The sequence below is a fragment of the Staphylococcus croceilyticus genome (genome assembly GCF_002902575.1).
Taxonomy (GTDB): Bacteria; Bacillota; Bacilli; order Staphylococcales; family Staphylococcaceae; genus Staphylococcus; species Staphylococcus croceilyticus.
Window position 1 is genome coordinate 1 of sequence record NZ_PPRD01000003.1, and the last position, 20748, is coordinate 20748.

Here is a 20748-nt window from a genome sequence, read left to right on the forward strand (position 1 = left end):
GATTACAATTTGTTAACTAAATATTAAAGGAATTTTTAGAAAAAATTATAAAAATAATTGTCGAATTGGTTATATAAGTGCATAATAAATATTAATTAAATGTAAGGGAGTTGTCTTATGGCTGAAGAAAAATTACAAAGAGGATTGAGTAATCGTCATGTGCAATTAATTGCTATTGGCGGCGCAATTGGTACAGGGTTATTCTTGGGAGCTGGACAAACGATAGCAATGACAGGTCCATCTATTTTATTTACCTATATTATTATAGGCTTCATGTTATTCATGTTCATGAGAGGTCTCGGAGAAATTATGATTCAAAATACCCGTTTTCACTCTTTTGCAGACGTGACTAATGAATACATAGGACCTTTCGCCGGTTTTGTAACTGGTTGGACTTATTGGTTATGTTGGATTATTACTGGAATGGCAGAAGTTACAGCTGTTGCAAAGTATGTAAGTTTCTGGTTTCCTAATATTCCAAACTGGATTTCAGCGTTATTTTGTGTATTAATTCTAATGGCATTTAACTTATTAAGTGCTAAAATATTCGGTGAATTAGAATTCTGGTTCGCGATTATCAAAATTGTTACAATTATCGCTTTAATAGTTGTAGGTTTAGTAATGATTTTATTCGCATTTAATACACAATTTGGACATGCAAGTTTCACTAACTTATATAAACATGGTATCTTTGCAGATGGCGCTTCTGGTTTCTTTATGTCATTCCAAATGGCACTATTCTCATTCGTAGGTATTGAAATGATTGGTGTAACAGCTGGAGAAGCAAAAGATCCAGAGAAAACTATTCCAAAAGCAATTAATGCCGTACCACTAAGAATTTTAGTATTCTATGTGGGTGCATTAGCAGTAATCATGTCAATTATTCCTTGGGATAAAGTGGATCCATCTGAAAGTCCATTTGTACGATTATTCTCATTAATTGGTATTCCGTTTGCAGCAGGTTTAATTAACTTCGTAGTATTAACAGCAGCAGCTTCATCTTGTAACAGTGGTATCTTCTCAAATAGCCGTATGCTATTTGGATTATCTGAACAAGACCAAGCACCACCTGCTTTTAGAAAAACAAATAAAAACGGTGTGCCACACATTGCGATCGTCGTGTCATCAGCGTTATTGTTAGTTACAGCATTGCTAAATTACATCTTCCCTGATGCTACTCTAGTATTTACTTATGTAACAACTATTTCTACTGTATTATTTATTATCGTATGGGCATTGATTATTATTGCTTATATCAACTACCATAGAAAAAATCCTGAACTTCATAAAAAAGTTGACTATAAACTTCCTGGTGGTAAATATATGGGATATGCAATCCTAGTGTTCTTCATTTTAGTATTCTGCTTATTATTCGTAAATGAAACGACTAGAAATGCAATCTTCTTAACACCATTATGGTTTATCATTTTAGGATTAATGTACTTAAGATATAAAAAAGTAGCTAAAAGAACTAAATAATTTAATTGCTCATGAACCTTAATTTATCCAGTATGGGTAAGTTAAGGTTTTTATTATGCGACAATGTTACTAGTGTCATGTTTCTAAAAACGTTGAATATTAAAATACATGCCACTCTTTTATGTTTGATTTTTAAATCTGTAAATCGCCAATCAACCATATTTTAGTTGTAAGACTATATGATACTTACAATTCCATTTTGTTTGTACTAAACTATTTGTGTCGGATGACAATAAATAGCACCTCCTCGTGTTGATTATTTTGGTTGGCTAACCAATTTATATACAAACTCATAGAGATGCTTTTTTACTTTTTTAAGCCATACGCATAACATATGGTTTTCTTTGTACAAAAAATAGGCTAAACCATTTGTTTAAATGGTTTAGCCTATTGTATTTATAATGAAGCTTGATAATTAATATGGATTTATATTAATTATAGAACGTTAGCATAGCCTTCAAAGATTTTACCTTGTGCAGCATCTACTGTTACTAGAATATCATTTTTGAATTGTTTAGTAGCATTTTCAACTCCAATTACTGTAGGTATACCTGTTTCAAGGCCAACAATAGCGCTTGGAGATGTAATACCATTTTCTTCAGTGATTAAGCCAACCGCTTGTTCAACATATGGTACTAAAGATTCGTCTACAGAATTAGTAACAATAACTGATTCACTTAAATCTTTACCTTCTAAATCACTAGCGCTATTCGCTATAACAGTTTTACCTACTACTGAACCACGGCCAACGCCTTGTCCTTTAGCAATTTCGTCACCTACTAGGTGTAATTTCATCATATTTGTTGTACCTTGTTCTCCAGTTGGTACACCTGCAGTGATAATAATTAAATCACCATTACTTACTCTTCCAGTTTCAACAGCAGTAGCAACCGCATTATTTAAAAGATCATCAGTAGTTTTTCGACCTTTTTTAATTACAGGATAAGCGCCCCATACTAATGCTAATTGGCGAGCAGTATGTTCACTAGGTGTAACTGCGATAATATCTGAATGAGGACGATATTTAGAAATAGTTACCGCTGTAGAACCACTTTCTGTAGCAGCAACGATAGCTTTTACATTTAAGTTTAAAGCAGTGTGTGCTACTGAAACACCGATTGCATTAACAAGAGATGTTTCAACTAATTTAGTACGGTCAGATAATAATTTTTTGTAATCTTGAGCCGCTTCAGCAGATACAGCAATATTTCTCATTGTTTTAACTGCTTCTTCAGGATATAAACCAGCAGCTGTTTCACCAGATAACATTACTGCATCAGTACCATCATAAATTGCGTTCGCTACGTCACTTGCTTCCGCTCTTGTAGCACGTGGGTTACGTTGCATAGAATCAAGCATTTGAGTAGCAGTAATAACTGGTTTACCAAGTTTATTACATTTTCTGATTAAATCTTTTTGAACAATTGGTACTGACTCAGGTGGAATTTCAACACCCATGTCACCACGAGCAACCATTAAACCATCAGAAACTTCAAGAATTTCTTCGATGTTATCAATACCTTCTTGGTTCTCAATTTTAGGGAAAATTGTAATGTTGTGATTATTCTCTCTTTCAAGAATTTCACGGATATCTAATACGTCACTTGGACGACGTACGAAACTAGCAGCGATGTAGTCTACATCTTCTTTGATACCAAATAAGATATCTGCAGCATCTTTATCAGTGATACCTGGTAAATTAACTTTAACACCTGGTAAGTTAACACCTTTTTTGTTTTTCAATTCACCTGTATTTAAAATATCACATTTAACTTCACCTTTAGCTTTATCAATGTCTTTAACTTGTAATTCAATTAAACCGTCATCAAGTAAGATATAAGATCCTAATTCAACGTCATTAATTAAATCGCCGTATGTTACAGAGAATTTTTCAGGTGTACCTTCTACTTGATTCATGCTTACGATAACTTCTTTACCCTTTTCGAGAGTAATTAAGCCATCTTTCATATCATGAGTACGGATTTCAGGTCCTTTAGTATCAAGTAAAATACCAATTGTTTTTCCTAATTTATCAGCTACTTTACGAATTGTATCGATACGTGCTTTATGTTCTTCATGGCTACCATGAGAGAAGTTTAAACGCGCAACGTTCATTCCAGCTTTCATTAATTTTTCTAACATTTCCTCTGATTCTGATGCAGGTCCAATAGTACATACGATTTTAGTCTTTCTCATTATAAAAGCCTCCTAAATTAAATAGATAACTCTTTTGTTAATTCATAAATATCTGTATTAAATTTATGATCATCTTTATTGAAAATATCTTCAAACGGTGTTGCAGTAAGTTTGTTGTTCTTAATACCAACGCCCTTACCAGTTTCTCCATCCATTAATAGCTCTACAGCATACCCACCTAAGCGTGAAGCGAGTACTCTATCAGCACCTGATGGACTACCACCACGTTGAATATGACCTAAAACAGAAACACGTGCATCTACATTAATATATTTCATTAATTCATCTGCACATTCTTGTCCAGTCATACAACCTTCAGCAACCATCACTATAGAATGTTTTTTACCACGTTTGATACCTTTTTCGATTTTTTCAGCAATATCTTTAATATCTGTGTGCGCCTCGGGCACTAAAATAGTTTCAGCCCCCACTGATAAACCAGCCCACAGTGCTAAATCACCGCAGTCACGCCCCATTACTTCTACAATAAAAGTTCTAGCGTGACTTGATGCTGTATCACGGATTTTATCAACGCTCTCAATGATAGTATTTAAAGCTGTATCAAATCCAATTGTAAAATCAGTACCATTAATATCATTATCAATTGTACCTGGAATACCAATTGTTTTAATATCCTTTGTTTCTTCACTGATTCGTTGTGCCCCTCGGTAACTACCATCTCCGCCTACTACAACTAAACCTTCAATTCCGTGCTTGTGTAAGTTCTCTATTCCTCTTTTTCGAACACTAGCTTCTTTGAATTGTGGACATCTAGCAGAGTAAAGGAAGGTGCCTCCTCGTTGGATAGTGTCTCCAACTGAGCCTAATTCAAGTTTATGAATATCATCGTCTAATAAACCTTGATAACCTTGATAAATTCCATAAACTTCAATATCATTATAAATCGCCTTACGCACTACTGCTCTAACAGCAGCGTTCATGCCTGGTGAATCTCCACCACTTGTTAATACCGCAATTTTCTTCATGACGACATACCCTTTCCTAACTAGAATTATCTTTAGTATTAAATTACCACAATTTTTTTAGGTGTTCCATCAATATAGGTGCATTATATTGATGTAAACGTTTTATATATTAAAATTAACTTATTCAATATAAAAAAACTAGAAATCAAAGTATTGATTTCTAGTTTCTAAAATTAATTTTCAATGTAAGAACCGATATTTCTAAACTTATTAAATCTATTTTCAACTAATTCCTCAGCGCTTTGTTTCTTTAATTCATCTAAATGTTTAACAAATGCAGTTTTGATTTCATTAGCCTGTTGTTCAATATTATTATGAGCGCCACCTAATGGTTCATCAATTACTTCATCAACAACTTTTAATTGATGTAAATCTTTAGCAGTGATTTTCATTGTTTCAGCAGCCATCTTAGCTAGTGAACTATCTTTCCATAATAATGCTGATGCACCTTCAGGAGAAATAACTGAATATGTACTATTTTCAAGCATTAAAATTTTATTTGCGATACCGATGCCTAGTGCGCCTCCGCTACCGCCTTCACCAATAACAATAGCGATCACTGGCACTTTAAGTGAAGCCATTTCAACTAAATTTCTAGCAATAGATTCACTTTGTCCTCTTTCTTCTGCAGCTTTACCTGGATAAGCACCTTTTGTGTCAATAAACGTAAAAATAGGACGCTTAAATTTCTCAGCTTGTTTCATTAATCTTAAAGCTTTACGGTAACCTTCTGGGTGAGCCATACCAAAGTTTCTATAAATATTATCTTTAGTATCCTTACCACGTTGTTGTCCAATTACTGTTACTGCTTGTCCATTTAAATAACCAATGCCACCTATCATTGCTGGATCATCTCTAAAATTTCTGTCTCCATGTAACTCAATGAAAGAATCAAAAATATGCGGAATATAATCAAGTGTAGTAGGTCTCTCTTGTAAACGTGCGATTTGGACTCTATCCCACGGTTTTAAATTTGTATATATCTTCTTCGTTTCTCTCTCAAGTGATGCTTCTAATAAATCTATTTCATCTTGCAAATCTACATCATTTTTTTCTTGAGATTCTTTTAAAGATTCAATTTTACTTTTTATATCAAATAAAGGTTTTTCAAAATCAAGCATTCGGCTTCACCTCTTGGTGCATTTTTAAAATTTGAGCAAGCGTTGTTTTCATTTCTTTACGATGCACAACTTTATCTAATTGACCATGCTCTAATAAAAATTCAGCAGTTTGGAAATCATCTGGTAATTTCTCATTAATAGTTTGTTCAATTACTCGGCGACCTGCAAAGCCAATTAAAGCTTTTGGTTCACTTAAGTTAATATCCCCTACAGAAGCAAAGCTTGCTGATACACCACCCGTTGTCGGATGAGTTAAATAAGAAATATATAGTAATCCAGCATCAGAGTGTCGCTTTAATGAAACACTCGTTTTACCCATTTGCATTAAAGAAATAATACCTTCTTGCATTCTCGCACCACCACTAGCTGAGAATAAGATGAAAGGTAAACGATGCTCAGTACAATAATCAATAATACGACAAATTTTTTCACCAACTACAGAACCCATACTGCCCATTCTGAAACGCGCATCCATAACGGCAACACCGTATTTGATGCCTTCTAATTCTGCAGTACCCGTTACCACTGCTTCTTTTAAATCTGTTTTCTTTTGGTCTTTTTCAATTTTTTCTTGATAACCAGGAAAGTCTAATGGATTAGCAGATGTCATTCCTTTATCGAACTCTTCAAAGGTATGTTCATCTGAAATTGCTTCAATTCTTTTATAAGCAGGTAATGCTATGTGATGATCACAGTTAAAGCATACATTTAAATTTTCGGATAATTCTTTTGTATACATAATCTTTTTACATTTAGGACATTTAGTCATGATCCCTGCTGGTACTTCGTTTTGTTTTGAATCTTGTACTGTTAAATATTTCTTTTTCTTACTACTTCTATTAAAAAAATCTTTAAACATGTGTAAACCTCCACGTAACCTATCAAACACCTTATAGTTTACAAAAATGTTGAATTTGCGTCTTTAATCACTTGCAAAATATTAGAGAGAAACTATGAACAAAACGGAAGTTAATTCATAATTTCTCTGTAAATTTAACGAACTGAATTATTGTTTTAATTATTTAACAAGTTAGATTAAATAACTTTATTATTATTTTAAATCAGTTAATTTCATTGTCTTATCGTACACTTTTTGAGGATCAACATCAATACGAGCTACTCCAGACTCCATTGCTGCTTTCGCAACTTCACGTGCAACTGAAGGTGCTACTCTTTTATCAAAAGGTCCAGGAATACAATAATCAGAGTTTAATTCATCTTCTTCAATTAAATTAGCAATCGCTTCAACTGCTGCTTTCTTCATATCTTCGTTAATATTAGTAGATTCAGTTTCTAATGCACCTCTAAAGATACCTGGGAATGCAAGAACATTGTTAATTTGGTTAGGGAAATCTGAACGGCCAGTACCTACCACTTTAGCACCCGCTTCTTTAGCATCATCAGGTTTAATTTCTGGATTAGGGTTAGCCATGGCAAAGATAATTGCATCATCAGCCATAGATTGTACCATTTCTTTAGATAATAAATCTGCTACTGATACACCAATAAAGACATCTGCGTCTTTAATAACATCTTCTAATGAACCTTCAACTTTATCTTTATTCGTAAATTTAGCAACATAATCTTTAGTATCATTCATACCAAAAGAACGCCCTTCATAAATAGCACCCTTAGAATCGCACATAATCATGTTTCTTACACCATATGCGTCTAATAATTTTACGATTGCTATACCAGCAGCACCTGCTCCATTAAGCACTACTTTGATATCAGATAAATCTTTATCAACAATTCTTAAAGCATTGATTAACCCAGCCATTGTTACGATTGCTGTACCATGTTGATCATCATGAAATACTGGAATATTAGCTTCTTTCTTTAATCTTTCTTCAATTTCAAAGCAACGAGGAGCTGAAATATCTTCTAAATTAATACCACCATAATTAGGAGAAATTAATTTAACTGTTTTAATAATTTCTTCAGTATCAGTTGTATCTAACGCGATTGGCACCCCATTAATTCCTGCGAAACTTTTAAATAAAACTGCTTTCCCTTCCATAACTGGAATACTAGCTGCAGCACCAATATTACCTAAGCCTAATACTGCTGTACCATCTGTAACTACAGCAACTGTATTTCTTTTAATAGTATAGTCATATACAGTACGAGGATCTTCATGAATTTCTTTACACGGCTCAGCTACGCCAGGAGAATAAGCTAAGCTCAATTCTTCTTTATTCGTTACCTTTACATTAGGCATTATTTCTAGTTTACCTTGATTTTCTTTATGCATTTGTAAAGCGTCATCTCTTAAAGACATCAAATCAACCCCTGTTAATAATCTATATTTTTTAAAACTAAAATTGTAAACAACTAATTTTTAATGTTAACTCAAATGTGTGTATAAAATAAAATTAACTGATGATTTTATCTTATTAATCATCAGTTAACTATATCACAATTTTTTTACATATAAAAGTTATACAATTCTTATGTCATTAGGTTTAAATAGATTAATAAAATGCGTGAGATAATTCATATCCCTTTTAATAAAACCTAATGTCATCGTTTCATTAGATGATTCGTTATAAATCATCACTTCAATATTATTTTCTTTGCTATTTGAAAGATGCTGTTTTACTTCGTCAATCTCTTTTATATTTCGAATAATAATTTGATTCGCCTTTTTAATTCGGTTCGTTTCAAAATCATCTATTGTTGATAAATAATTGACCACTAGTTGAACTTGTTGATTTCTCTTTTCAAATTTGCCGTATACCACATAGATTTCATTTTCTTTCAAAATAGTTTCAAATTGCTTAAATTTATCAGGGAAGATGACCCCGTCTATATTGTTACGACCATCATTAAGCGTTAAAAATGCCATATTTTGGCCATTTTTAGTTCGAATCTGTTTAATTCTATCTATCTGCACCAAAATCGGTTTAGAATTCATCTGATGTTTAAGCGTAAAAATACCTAAGTATTGTTTATTATTAAATAACTTTTCAACAGGGTGACTTGAAATATAAAATCCTAAATAATCTTTTTCATAATTGCTAATCATCTGGTCACTAAGCTCTTCTTTATCTTGATACGTCTGTTTTGGTGTTAACATATCAAATAGAAAATCATCTTGTTCAACATTTGAAACTTCATCTAAAACTTGATCAATGGCACTTAGCAACGTAGCACGTGTCTTACCTAAACTATCAAATGCCCCTACTAAAATAAGTGCTTCAAGCAATTTGCGTGTCTTAATTCGTTTAGGGATTCTTCTAGCAAAATTAAAGAAGTCTTTGAAATTCCCGTTTTGATATCGCTCATCTACAATTGATTTAACACTTTGATAACCTACCCCTTTAATGGCGCCAAGCGATAGATAGATATTAGATTCAGTCGCTTTATAAAACCAATGACTTTTATTAATATCCGGAGGCAAAATATTTAAATTTTGACTTTTAGCTTCATCAATAATTGCTGCAGTTTTATTTTCATTCCCTACTACATTACTGAGAATATTGGCATAAAAGTAGTTTGGATAATGTACTTTAAGATAAGCCATTATATAGGCGATTTTTGAATAACTTACTGCATGGGCTCTAGGGAAACCGTAATCAGCAAATTTAAGTATTAAATCAAAGATTTGTTTACTTACCGCTTCATCATAGCCATTTTTCACAGCCCCATTAATAAAATGTTGACGTTCATTTTCCAATACAGTTCTATTCTTCTTACTCATTGCACGACGTAAAATATCCGCTTGTCCGTAACTAAAACTCGCAAACTGACTAGCAATTTGCATAATTTGCTCTTGGTAGATGATAACGCCATATGTACGTTTCAAAATCGGTTCTAAATCAGGATGTAAATATTGAATATCACTTTGGTTATGTCTTCTTGAAATATAAGTCGGTATTTCTTCCATAGGACCCGGTCTATATAAAGAGGTTACAGCAACGATATCCTCAAAATGTTCTGGTTGAAGTCTAACTAGCACTTTTCTAACGCCTTCTGATTCCAATTGGAAAATGCCGGTTGTATTACCTTTTGAAAGTAACGCAAACACTTTTGCATCATCCATAGGAATATTTTCAATATTAATATCGATGTTCAAGTCTTTCTTAACTTGTGTAATAATTTGGTGAATAATTGAAAGATTTCGAAGGCCTAAGAAGTCAATCTTTAATAAGCCTAATCTTTCTGCTTCAGTCATCGTCCACTGCGTTAATAAGCCTGTATCACCTGTTGTTATTGGCACATAGTTATAAAGCGGTCTTTTATTTATGATAATACCTGCTGCATGAGTAGAAGTATGTCTAGGTAATCCTTCTAATTTACGACTGATTTCAAACCATTTTTCATGACGATGGTTTCGATGTACAAACTGCTTAAATTCGTCATTTTGATACGCTTCTTCTAAAGTAATTCCTAAACGATGTGGGATAAGTTTAGATATCTCATTTAGAGTAATATCATCAAATCCCATAATACGTCCTACATCTCTAGCTACTGCTCGCGCCAACAAATGGCCAAATGTCACAATACCAGACACATGATGCTCACCATATTTTTCTTGAACATATTGAATGACTTTTTCACGTCTCGTATCTTCAAAGTCTATATCAATATCTGGCATCGTTACACGTTCAGGATTTAAGAAACGTTCAAATAGCAAATTATATTTAATTGGGTTAATCGTCGTTATTCCAAGCAAATAACTAACCAGCGACCCTGCTGATGAACCACGCCCTGGCCCTACCATGACATCATGCGTTTTCGCATAATGAATTAAATCACTTACGATTAAGAAATAATCTTCAAATCCCATATCCGTTATAATTTTATATTCGTGGTTTAAACGAGCTTCGTAACGTTCATCTTGTTGTAAATCAAATTCTTGTAGCTTTTGCAGTAATATTGACCATAAATAGTCTTTAGAGCTTTCACCCGTAGGCGTCTCAAATTTAGGTAATAAATCTTGATGATAGTCGATTTCAGCTGTACATTGATTTGCAAGTTCTGAAGTATTCTGCCATATGTCTTCAGTTAACTGCATTTTTTGTAATTCATTTTCAGAGAAAAAATGTTCCTCAATATCTTCAATATCGTTCACTAAATCTAACTTTGTATTATTCTTGATGGCTTCTAGCGCCGGGATTGTATCAATATCTTTCGCATCAAGATATCTAGCATTTTTAAGCCAAACTACTTTTAAATCATATATTGATGTATCACTTGTGTGATTAATATATATCGCTTCATGATTAATAAATTCTTTAACAATAGATTGGTGTTCTTCTTGTGCCTCTTTGAAAATGATAGCAAGATTACCACTATATCTATGTAACCATTCTAAAGGCACGAGGTCCTTCTCTTTCATTCTAATGGCAGATGATAATTGATATAAAGCAGTTAACCCTTTATTGTTTCGAGCAAGTAATACCGTTTCAATAGTATGTAATCCGTTTGACAAGTGAATAGTCATACCAAATATCGGTTTAATGTGATGTTCAAGACAAGCATCATAAAATTTTGGGAAGCCATATAATACATTTGTATCTGTTATCGCTAACGCCTCATACCCATTTTGTTGCGCTTTTTTAATAACATCATCGATTTTCAAGCTAGAATATAATAAATCATATGTTGTATGAATATTTAAATGTGCAACCATATATGACTTCCTTTCATTTTATTTATAATTTTTGACGTAATGCTTTTGCTAACTCATCAAATTCTTCCCAACTATAAACCGAAACGCCTGACGCATTCGGATGGCCGCCTCCACCAAATTGATTAGCGATATCATTAATGACGATACCTTTAGATCGTACGCGACATCTTATTTGGTCTCCCTCATCAACAGCAAATACCCAAATTTTTAAACCTTGAATATCGGCTACAGTATTTACAAATTGAGATGCTTCATTAGGCAATAATTGATATTCTTCTAATATTTCTTTAGTAATTCTCACTTGGCAAAATGCATGATCTTCACTCAACTCAAAGTTTTGGAAGATATAGCCTTGGAATGGCATCACCTTAGGATCTTTTTCCGACATTTTATTTAATTCTGCATTATGGTCGAATGGAAATTTTAATAATTGACTTGCTACTTCCATCGTATGTGGCGTTGTGTTATTAAACATAAATCTGCCAGTATCGCCTACAATACCTAAATAAAGGACACGCGCCACATCAGCATCAATAATACTGAAATCATTAAAATGTGTAATAAAGTCAAAAATAATTTCACTTGTTGATGATGCTTCAGTATTCACATAATTGATTTCACCATATTGGTCCGTTGCTGGATGGTGGTCAATTTTAATTAACCCTTTACCATTACTGTATCTTTGATCATCTATACGTGGCGCATTCGCTGTATCACACACAATCACTAAAGCATCTTCATAAACTTCATCCGCAATTTCATCTAAACTACCGATAAATTCTAAAGATACTTCTGATTGCCCTACCGCATAAATTGTTTTTTCAGGAAATTTGCGTTCCAAATATAATTTTAATCCAAGTTGAGAACCGTACGCATCAGGATCAGGTCGAACATGTCTGTGAATGATAATCGTATCCGCCTCTTCAATTTTATGCATAATTTCGTTAAATATTCCTACCATAAATGATTACTCCTCAATTTTTGTCTTTTTGAAAATGCAGGCCCAAATACACTGCATGATTTTTACTTAAATGTCCTCAAACATTTGGCAAATAATCATCGCGTTCGCTACTCTTTCATTACCACTCATCATGGTAACTTCTAACTTCGCAAAGTTTCTACCTACATCTAACATGTTATACGTGACATTAATAAATGTTTCAATTGGTACAGTTTTGATATAAATAATATTCAAACTTTCAATCATTACGTCTACTTTTTTAAATTTACGTAGCTCATGTTTAATCGTTTCTTCAATAATAGCTACAAATACAGATTTACTTAAAGTGCCATATTGATTTGTTAGTAATGGAGAAACTTCTACAGTAATATCATTTTGAGTGATAGTGATATGTTTAGCAATTTGATCGTTAATTGTTTCACCAATCTGAGGTTGTCTACCAATTAATTGCATCGCTTTTAATACATCGTCTCTTGTAATGACTCCGATTGCTTTTTTATTTTTAGTAGTTACCGGCAAAATTTCAATACCTTCCCAAATCATCAGGTGAGCACAACTTGCCACAGTCGTGGTTAATTCTACATTGATAGGTCTTCTAGTCATCACTTTACTTATTGTATCTTCAACTTGCATGTGAATAATCTCTTTACTAGTAATAATCCCTACTAATTTCCAATTTTTATCCACCACTGGAAAACGCGAATGCCCGGTCACTTTCGCACGTGCTTTATAGTCCTCTATACCCATTTCATCAAACACAACCGTCATATCATTAATAGGTTTAACAATATCATTTACGACTAAAATTTCTTTTCTTATCATTTGATTGTACATTGCTCTATTGATGATATTAGCTACTAAAAACGTATCATAGTTTGAGGATAATATTGGTAAATTATGACTATCAGCGTAATCAATAATTTTTTGAGACGTTTTAAAGCCTCCTGTTATAAGTACACCACTACCTTTTTTCAAAGCTTCTAATTGAACATCAGGACGATTCCCTACTATGAGCAATGTTTGATGACTGATATATTTAACGACATCTTTAAGCTCCATTGCACCTATCGCAAATTTTGATACACTGTTGCTCAAACCATTTTTACCACCGATAACTTCTCCATCGATAATTTTTAGAATCTCATTAAACGTCAAATTTTCAATTTCTTCACGATTTTTCTTATCAATGCGTACAGTGCCAACCCTATCTATCGTTGTTACCAATCCTAATTGGCCTGCATCTTTAATCGCTCTATAGGCAGTACCTTCCGATACATTCATTACTTTCGCTATTTTTCGAACCGAAATTTTTTGACCGATTTTTAACGATTCAATATACGCTATTATTTGTTCATGTTTAGTCATTTAAATACCTCTTTAAAATTGACAATGTCCTATATATTATAACTTTTTCCATAGAAAAAATCGATTTTGAAAAATATTCCTAGTAAAACTTCTTAGTCCTACATTTTCCGAACAAAAAATAATAATAGCATAATAATTTAATGATTACGGTTATTTAATCATTATAAATATATTCGTTGGAAAAATTAATTTATATTATATATAATTATATTAAAGGAGGAATGTCCTATGTATAAAAATATATTATTAGGCGTTGACACACATTTAAAAAATGAAAAAGCATTAAAAGAAGTATCAAAATTAGCTGGTGAAGATACTGTTGTTACAATCTTTAATGTAATTGGTGAACAAGATGCTCAAGCTTCTATCAAAGCGGGTACACATCTAAATGAACTGACTGAGAAACGCAGTAAAGAACTTGAAAAAACTCGTGATATTTTAGATGATTATGGTATTAACTATGATCAAATTATTGTGCGAGGTAATCCGAAAGATGAACTTGTCAAACATGCTAATAGTGGTAAATACGAAATCGTTGTATTAAGTAACCGTAAAGCTGAAAGTCAAAAGAAATTTGTACTTGGCAGTGTCAGTCATAAAGTAGCTAAGCGTGCAACTATTCCAGTATTAATTGTTAAATGACTTCTTTTAATATTAGAAAACTCCTATTATAGAGTGACTTGAAACCTTTGTTGTCCACTCATATAATAGGAGTTTTTTTCAATTTAACGTAAAGTTATAATACAAGATTTTAGTAATGATTTAATTTAAAATTCTACAGCTTCACCAGGTTCTAAAATTTGGACTTCCCCTTCTGTTACTGCATCTTTAAATTCTTGAGGATTTTGTTCGATTAATGGGAAAGTGTTGTAGTGGATTGGCACTGAAATTTTAGGTTTAATAAATTCATTAATTGCATAACTAGCATCATCAATACCCATTGTGAAGTTATCACCAATTGGTACGAAGCATACATCTACTGGATGGCGTTCCGCAATTAATTTCATATCACTGAATAAGCCTGTATCGCCAGTGTGATAAATTGTTTTACCTTCAGCTTCAATAATCACACCCATTGGCATACCTAGGTATACTGGAATACCATCTTCGTGAGTGAAACTTGAACTATGGAATGCTTGAACATATTTCACAGTACCGAAATCAAATTTAGCTTTTCCTCCAATATTCATACCGTGAACATTTTCAACACCATGATATGTTGAAAGATAACCTTGTAATTCTGCTGAACCGATAACAGTCGCATGATTACGGTTTGCAAGCTCGACTACATCGCCAAAGTGATCAGCATGGCCATGCGTTAAGATAATATAATCCACATCTAATCTTTGTTCATCTAAATCACATTTATCATTACCAGAAATAAATGGATCTACGATTACTTTTTTACCGTTACCTTCGAAATAAATAGTAGATTGACCATGAAATGAAAGTTTCATAATTAATAGCCTCCTAATAGCTTGTTAATTGTAGTATACCCTAGCACATAAATTTTATAACACTTTTTAGTTAAAATGCGCGAGGTAACGTACCTCCATTAGTTCATCTTTTCCATAAAGCCTAATTTGAATCTCTTCAGAAATTATTCAATAATTTTGAATTTCTTCTTTAATAGACGTAAAATTAAAATCAAAGAACTCAAGGAGGATAATTATTTTATGACAAAAATAGACGAAATCACCCAAGCGTTACATAATGAAAATGCTGATGCAGCATGGATTACGACTCCACTTAATGTCTTTTACTTTACTGGTTATAGAAGTGAGCCTCACGAAAGATTGTTAGCAGTATTAATTACTGCTTCTGGTGAGAAGACACTTTACTGTCCTAAAATGGAAGTTGAAGAAGCCAAAGCCTCATCTTTTGATGGTAAAATTATTGGCTACTTAGATACAGAAAATCCATTTGATATTGAACCTCATACTTTTAATAAACTATTAATTGAGAGTGAACATTTAACAGTTAAGCGCCAACGCGAACTTACTGATAACTTTAATGTTAAGGAATATGGCGATATCGATCAAACTATTAAGAATTTAAGAAATATTAAAAGTACTGATGAAATTAATAATATTAAGAAAGCAGCTGAGCTAGCTGATAAATGTATTGAAATTGGCGTTGATTTCTTAAAAGTTGGTGTGTCAGAGCGAGAAGTCGTTAATCATATTGAAAATGAAATTAAAAAGTTCGGTGTAAGTGAAATGAGCTTTGATACGATGGTATTATTCGGTGATCACGCCGCTTCTCCTCATGGCACTCCAGGCGATAGAACTTTAAAAGATAATGAATACGTTTTATTTGATTTAGGGGTTATTTATCATCATTACTGTAGTGACATGACACGTACTGTTAAATTCGGAGCACCTTCAGATAAAGCTCAAGAAATTTATAATATTGTCTTAGAAGCTGAAACAGAAGCAATTCGCTCAATTAAAGCCGGCGTACCATTGTATGAAATTGATAAAATTGCACGTGATATCATCACAAATGCTGGCTATGGTGAGTACTTCCCTCATCGTTTAGGTCATGGGTTAGGACTTGAAGAACATGAATATCAAGATGTATCAAGTACAAATACTAATAAGTTAGAAGCGGGAATGGTTATTACTATTGAACCAGGTATTTATGTACCAGGCGTGGCAGGAGTTCGTATCGAAGATGATATTTTAGTAACTGAAGATGGCTATGAAATTTTAACTCACTACGAAAAATAAAAAACATCCAGTTGAGGAGGACAATCCCCTCTCAACTGGATGTTTATTTTATAAATCGATTAGTCTTCTTTTAAAGCGTCTTCGATAGTAGTGTATTCTAAATCAAATGCTTCAGCTACACCTTTATGAGTTACATGACCTTTATAAGTGTTTAAACCTAAAGATAATGCATGGTTAGCTTTAAATGCTTCACGATAACCTTTATTTGCTAATAATTGAGCATAAGGTAATGTAGCATTGTTTAAGGCAATTGTAGACGTACGAGGTACAGCACCTGGCATATTCGCTACAGCATAATGAACTACGCCGTGTTTAACGTAAGTTGGGTCATCATGAGTAGTAATTTTATCAGTTGTTTCAAAGATACCACCTTGGTCGATAGCGATATCAACGATTACTGAACCGTCTTTCATTTGTTTAATCATATCTTCAGTAACTAAGCTAGGCGCTTTAGCACCAGGAATTAGAACGGCACCGATAACTAAATCACTTTGTTTAACTTGTTCTTCAATATTTAATGGGTTAGACATAATAGTGTTTACACGGCCATCAAATAAATCTTCTAATTCAGCTAAACGTTTAGGATTAACGTCTAAGATAGTAACATCTGCGCCTAAACCTAAAGCGATTTTAGCAGCATTTGTACCAGCTTGACCGCCACCAATAATAGTTACTTTACCTTTTGGTACTCCAGGTACTCCGCCAAGTAAAATTCCCATTCCGCCATTAATTTTTTGTAAGAATTCAGAACCTACTTGGGCAGACATACGTCCAGCTACTTCACTCATTGGTGTTAATAATGGTAATGAACGGTCAGGTAATTGAACCGTTTCGTATGCAATACCTACTACTTTATTATCTACTAACGCTTGAGTTAATTTTTCTTCATTAGCTAGGTGTAAGTATGTGAATAAGATTAATCCTTCTCTGAAGTATTTATATTCATCTTCTAAAGGTTCTTTAACTTTGATTACCATTTCTACATCCCAAACTGCAGATTGATCAGATACAATTTCAGCACCTGCATTTTTGTAATCTGCATCTTCAAAGTATGAACCTAATCCTGCATCTTTTTCGACAAGTACTGTATGTCCTTGTTCAACTAATGCATGTACACCACTTGGTGATAAACCAACTCTGTTTTCGTTATTTTTTATCTCTTTTGGAATACCAATTTTCATTCCATCCACCTCCAACACCATCGTAACGCTAAACTGATGAAAGCGCAATCAGAAAAAGTACACATTATTGTTAAAATATAAATATTAAATATTCTGAAATTTGTGGTAAAATATAAGTAAGAAAAGCTAAGGGGGTTATTAAGATGTTAACTTATAAAAACATTTTAATCGCAGTTGATGGTTCACATGAAGCAGAGTGGGCTTTCAATAAAGCCGTAGACGTAGCTAAACGTAACGACGCCAAATTAACTATTGTAAACATTATTGATTCAAGAACATATTCTTCTTATGAAGTTTATGATGCACAATTCACTGAGAAATCTCGCGGTTTCTCTGAAGAGTTATTAAAAGGTTATCAAGAAGTCGCAACACGTGCTGGAGTAACTAATGTAGAAACACGCTTAGAGTTTGGTTCTCCTAAAGCCATTATCCCTAAAAAATTAGCAAGCGAACTTAAAGTAGATTTAATTATGTGTGGTACTTCAGGCTTAAATGCAGTAGAGCGATTTATTGTAGGTTCTGTATCTGAAGCCATTGTACGTCACTCACCTTGTGATGTGTTAGTCGTACGTACTGAAGAAATTCCAGAGGACTTCCATCCAGAAGTGGCTACACCAGAATTTAGACAACAATATTCTTAAAACTTAAATCATAATCAATCAATTTAAAGGGTGCCTCATTTTGTTGAGGCCCCTTTTCTTTTTCTAAAAACAAAAAAATGCCATGGTTACATCTTAAATAGACATAACCATGGCACTTAGTTATATATTATAATTCACCGAATTTTACAGTGTCTCTTGCAATCATAACTTCTTCGTTAGTTGGGATTACAATTACTTTTACAGGTGAATGTGGATAGTTAATGAAAGCTTCTTCGCCGTGAATAGCTTCATTTTTCTTAGAATCCCAATAAACACCCATGAATTCTAAACCTTCTAATACTTTAGCACGTACTGTTGATGAGTTTTCACCTACACCAGCAGTGAAGACAATAACGTCTACGCCATGCATTCTTGTAGCATAAGAACCAATGTATTTATGGATTCTTGAAGCGAATACATCTAATGCTAATTGAGCACGTTCTTTACCTTCTTCAGCATCGCTTTCTAGGTCACGTAAGTCACTTGAAGTACCTGAGATACCAAGTAAACCAGATTCTTTGTTTAATACATTAAGTACTTCTTCAGCAGTTTGATCAGTTTTTTGCATAATGAATGGAATTAACGCAGGGTCAATGTTACCAGAACGTGTACCCATTGTTACACCAGCTAATGGTGTGAATCCCATAGATGTATCGATTGATTCTCCACCATCGATAGCTGCGATTGATGCACCATTACCGATATGACAAGAAATGATACGTAATTCTTCGATTGGTTTATCTAAGATTGCAGCTGCACGTTGTGATACATATTTATGGCTTGTACCGTGGAAACCATATTTACGGATACCATAATCTTTATAATATTGATAAGGTAAGCTGTATAAATATGATTGCTCAGGCATAGTTTGGTGGAATGAAGTATCAAATACTGCTACGTGAGGAATATTTGGTAATAATTTTTTGAATGCACGGATACCCATTAAGTTAGCTGGGTTGTGTAAACGTGCTAATTCACTTAGTGATTCAATTTGTTGTTCCACTTCGTCAGTTACTAAAGCTGATTCAGGGAATAACTCACCGCCGTGTACAACGCGGTGACCAGTACCAACGATATCATTAATATCATCGATGATACCATGTTTTTTGAAGCTATCTAACATAATATTAATTGCTTCTTCATGATCTTTAATATCACGAACTTCTTTAACTTTTTCACCATTAACTTCAACAGTAAAAATTGAATCTTTAATACCAATACGTTCGATTAATCCTTTAGTAACTAATTCTTCTTCAGGCATTCTAATAAGTTGGAATTTTAAAGAAGAACTACCAGCATTAATCGCTAAAACTAATTTAGACATAAATTATTGTCCTCCAATTTATTAATTAAATATCCATATTTATTTAACCATTAATACAGTTATAATTCAAGAATATGACAGTTTATTTTTTTGGATGATTTTCGTCCATCCATTGATTCAATTCACTAATGAATCCTTGGAATTGATTTGGATTTTTGAAATCAGGAATGTTTGCAAGTAAGACTTCTACTGGCTTAGTCTCATTAGCTTTTTTCTTTTGTAAAATTAAGATAGATTTACGCGCTTTCTCATTTTTAAATAATGTCTTAGGTAAATTTAGAAATGCTTGCATTTCAGTCTCTGTAGCAATGAAATTTTCTAACTGTTTTACATTTTCATCTTCAAAAATATTGCTAGGCACGACTAAAAAGGCATATCCAGTCGCTTTTAAAGCTGTAATAGCTTGCTCGATTAATAAGTAATGAGAATAACTATGTCCTTCTTTAAAACCTAATTTCATTTCTTTACTGCGTTCATCTACCGGATAATAACCAATTGGGAAGTCCCCAATGACAACATCTGCTTCCTCTAAAGGTAATGGCATAATCGCATCTTGAGGATATACATCAAATGGTATTTCTAAGAAGTTAGCTAAATGCACACTCACTCTAGATAAGACTGGATCCACTTCGATTAAGTGATGCATAACTGTAGTCTCTTTTAATACTTCATTAACTGAAGCACTTAAATGCCCTGCTCCACTTGCAATATCAACCACATGTAATTCATCACTATTTTTAGTAAATTTTTGAACTAAGAATCCTAATATTAATCCAATTGAATCAGGTGTAATTTGATGATTTGCTTGAATTGTTTCTTCCTGTAACAAGCTTAAGTAAGCAAATTGAAAGGCTTTACGTCTATCTTGTAAGGTTGCTTGTTCAAGTAGCTCTCTTTTATTTTGATAAACATCTTCCATAGCTAAACCTAAGTTTTCAATAAAACTTTGGCCATTCTCTTCGTTTAAAGCTTTAGCCTTCTCATCAAGCGTACGGAATAATGTTTCCATAATTGTTTGTTCTTCAGTCATATAAACTTCCTTTCCAACAAAAAAGCGTCCATACTTTTTATTTCTTTGAAAATGTAACATCTGTTTCTACATTCTTATTTTGAAATAAATATGG

At 33.1% G+C, this 20748-nt stretch carries 16 protein-coding genes and 1 pseudogene; 4 read left to right on the plus strand and 13 right to left on the minus strand.

The window, feature by feature from the left end:
* Positions 1 to 117: 117 nt before the first annotated feature.
* Positions 118 to 1479, plus strand: a complete 1362-nt coding sequence (locus CD128_RS00360; RefSeq protein ID WP_103328126.1) for an amino acid permease — start codon at positions 118 to 120, stop codon at positions 1477 to 1479.
* Between the two features lie 158 nt (positions 1480 to 1637).
* Here CD128_RS00360 and CD128_RS12025 read toward each other — a convergent pair.
* The 9 genes and pseudogenes from CD128_RS12025 to CD128_RS00405 form a co-directional block, all read right to left on the minus strand.
* A pseudogene (locus CD128_RS12025) lies at positions 1638 to 1712 on the minus strand (IS200/IS605 family transposase); the annotation flags it as partial.
* 202 nt (positions 1713 to 1914) lie between these two features.
* A complete protein-coding gene (gene pyk / locus CD128_RS00370; RefSeq protein WP_103328127.1) occupies positions 1915 to 3675 on the minus strand; it encodes a pyruvate kinase in 1761 nt (586 codons plus the stop codon).
* Between the two features lie 17 nt (positions 3676 to 3692).
* On the minus strand, positions 3693 to 4661 hold the full coding sequence (gene pfkA, locus CD128_RS00375; protein ID WP_103328128.1) for a 6-phosphofructokinase: 969 nt from the start codon (positions 4659 to 4661) through the stop codon (positions 3693 to 3695).
* Positions 4662 to 4834: 173 nt separating this feature from the next.
* A complete protein-coding gene (locus tag CD128_RS00380) occupies positions 4835 to 5782 on the minus strand; it encodes an acetyl-CoA carboxylase carboxyltransferase subunit alpha (RefSeq protein ID WP_103328129.1) in 948 nt (315 codons plus the stop codon).
* A complete protein-coding gene (gene accD / locus CD128_RS00385; protein ID WP_103328130.1) occupies positions 5775 to 6641 on the minus strand; it encodes an acetyl-CoA carboxylase, carboxyltransferase subunit beta in 867 nt (288 codons plus the stop codon). The genes CD128_RS00380 and accD overlap by 8 nt, the downstream gene beginning before the upstream one ends.
* Positions 6642 to 6833: 192 nt before the next feature.
* Positions 6834 to 8063: an NADP-dependent malic enzyme gene (gene ystJ / locus CD128_RS00390; protein ID WP_103328131.1), complete on the minus strand. Its 1230-nt coding sequence runs from the start codon at positions 8061 to 8063 to the stop codon at positions 6834 to 6836.
* 159 nt (positions 8064 to 8222) lie between these two features.
* The gene (locus CD128_RS00395) at positions 8223 to 11420 is read right to left on the minus strand and encodes a DNA polymerase III subunit alpha (RefSeq protein WP_103328132.1); all 3198 of its coding nucleotides are present in this window, start codon (positions 11418 to 11420) and stop codon (positions 8223 to 8225) included.
* Between the two features lie 22 nt (positions 11421 to 11442).
* Complete coding sequence (locus CD128_RS00400) at positions 11443 to 12381, minus strand: DHH family phosphoesterase (RefSeq protein ID WP_103328133.1); 939 nt, start codon at positions 12379 to 12381, stop codon at positions 11443 to 11445.
* Positions 12382 to 12447: 66 nt separating this feature from the next.
* The gene (locus CD128_RS00405) at positions 12448 to 13746 is read right to left on the minus strand and encodes a DRTGG domain-containing protein (protein ID WP_103328134.1); all 1299 of its coding nucleotides are present in this window, start codon (positions 13744 to 13746) and stop codon (positions 12448 to 12450) included.
* 228 nt (positions 13747 to 13974) lie between these two features.
* Here CD128_RS00405 and CD128_RS00410 point away from each other — a divergent pair, with 228 nt between their 5' ends.
* Positions 13975 to 14388, plus strand: a complete 414-nt coding sequence (locus CD128_RS00410) for a universal stress protein (protein WP_103328135.1) — start codon at positions 13975 to 13977, stop codon at positions 14386 to 14388.
* Between the two features lie 125 nt (positions 14389 to 14513).
* On the opposite strand, the gene CD128_RS00415 is transcribed toward CD128_RS00410, so the two are convergent.
* Complete coding sequence (locus tag CD128_RS00415; protein WP_103298533.1) at positions 14514 to 15203, minus strand: metal-dependent hydrolase; 690 nt, start codon at positions 15201 to 15203, stop codon at positions 14514 to 14516.
* Positions 15204 to 15422: 219 nt separating this feature from the next.
* On the opposite strand from CD128_RS00415, the gene CD128_RS00420 reads away from it, so the two are divergent.
* A complete protein-coding gene (locus tag CD128_RS00420) occupies positions 15423 to 16478 on the plus strand; it encodes a M24 family metallopeptidase (protein WP_103328136.1) in 1056 nt (351 codons plus the stop codon).
* Between the two features lie 59 nt (positions 16479 to 16537).
* Here CD128_RS00420 and ald read toward each other — a convergent pair whose 3' ends face one another.
* The gene (gene ald, locus CD128_RS00425) at positions 16538 to 17659 is read right to left on the minus strand and encodes an alanine dehydrogenase (RefSeq protein WP_103328137.1); all 1122 of its coding nucleotides are present in this window, start codon (positions 17657 to 17659) and stop codon (positions 16538 to 16540) included.
* A gap of 143 nt (positions 17660 to 17802) precedes the next feature.
* Here ald and CD128_RS00430 point away from each other — a divergent pair, with 143 nt between their 5' ends.
* Complete coding sequence (locus CD128_RS00430; protein WP_103328138.1) at positions 17803 to 18300, plus strand: universal stress protein; 498 nt, start codon at positions 17803 to 17805, stop codon at positions 18298 to 18300.
* 127 nt (positions 18301 to 18427) lie between these two features.
* On the opposite strand, the gene CD128_RS00435 is transcribed toward CD128_RS00430, so the two are convergent.
* The gene (locus CD128_RS00435; protein WP_103328139.1) at positions 18428 to 19624 is read right to left on the minus strand and encodes an acetate kinase; all 1197 of its coding nucleotides are present in this window, start codon (positions 19622 to 19624) and stop codon (positions 18428 to 18430) included.
* A gap of 82 nt (positions 19625 to 19706) precedes the next feature.
* Positions 19707 to 20654: a class I SAM-dependent methyltransferase gene (locus CD128_RS00440; protein WP_103328140.1), complete on the minus strand. Its 948-nt coding sequence runs from the start codon at positions 20652 to 20654 to the stop codon at positions 19707 to 19709.
* Positions 20655 to 20748: the final 94 nt, after the last annotated feature.

What these genes read in the sequence shown, in the direction of transcription:
- accD (WP_103328130.1), bottom strand. Translation starts at nt 6,641, where the DNA reads ATGTTTAAAGATTTTTTTAATAGAAGTAGTAAGAAAAAGAAATATTTA.
- pyk (WP_103328127.1), bottom strand. Translation starts at nt 3,675, where the DNA reads ATGAGAAAGACTAAAATCGTATGTACTATTGGACCTGCATCAGAATCA.
- CD128_RS00440 (WP_103328140.1), bottom strand. Translation starts at nt 20,654, where the DNA reads ATGACTGAAGAACAAACAATTATGGAAACATTATTCCGTACGCTTGAT.
- ystJ (WP_103328131.1), bottom strand. Translation starts at nt 8,063, where the DNA reads ATGTCTTTAAGAGATGACGCTTTACAAATGCATAAAGAAAATCAAGGT.
- ald (WP_103328137.1), bottom strand. Translation starts at nt 17,659, where the DNA reads ATGAAAATTGGTATTCCAAAAGAGATAAAAAATAACGAAAACAGAGTT.
- CD128_RS00420 (WP_103328136.1), top strand. Translation starts at nt 15,423, where the DNA reads ATGACAAAAATAGACGAAATCACCCAAGCGTTACATAATGAAAATGCT.
- CD128_RS00435 (WP_103328139.1), bottom strand. Translation starts at nt 19,624, where the DNA reads ATGTCTAAATTAGTTTTAGCGATTAATGCTGGTAGTTCTTCTTTAAAA.
- CD128_RS00400 (WP_103328133.1), bottom strand. Translation starts at nt 12,381, where the DNA reads ATGGTAGGAATATTTAACGAAATTATGCATAAAATTGAAGAGGCGGAT.
- pfkA (WP_103328128.1), bottom strand. Translation starts at nt 4,661, where the DNA reads ATGAAGAAAATTGCGGTATTAACAAGTGGTGGAGATTCACCAGGCATG.
- CD128_RS00405 (WP_103328134.1), bottom strand. Translation starts at nt 13,746, where the DNA reads ATGACTAAACATGAACAAATAATAGCGTATATTGAATCGTTAAAAATC.
- CD128_RS00360 (WP_103328126.1), top strand. Translation starts at nt 118, where the DNA reads ATGGCTGAAGAAAAATTACAAAGAGGATTGAGTAATCGTCATGTGCAA.
- CD128_RS00395 (WP_103328132.1), bottom strand. Translation starts at nt 11,420, where the DNA reads ATGGTTGCACATTTAAATATTCATACAACATATGATTTATTATATTCT.
- CD128_RS00430 (WP_103328138.1), top strand. Translation starts at nt 17,803, where the DNA reads ATGTTAACTTATAAAAACATTTTAATCGCAGTTGATGGTTCACATGAA.
- CD128_RS00415 (WP_103298533.1), bottom strand. Translation starts at nt 15,203, where the DNA reads ATGAAACTTTCATTTCATGGTCAATCTACTATTTATTTCGAAGGTAAC.
- CD128_RS00410 (WP_103328135.1), top strand. Translation starts at nt 13,975, where the DNA reads ATGTATAAAAATATATTATTAGGCGTTGACACACATTTAAAAAATGAA.
- CD128_RS00380 (WP_103328129.1), bottom strand. Translation starts at nt 5,782, where the DNA reads ATGCTTGATTTTGAAAAACCTTTATTTGATATAAAAAGTAAAATTGAA.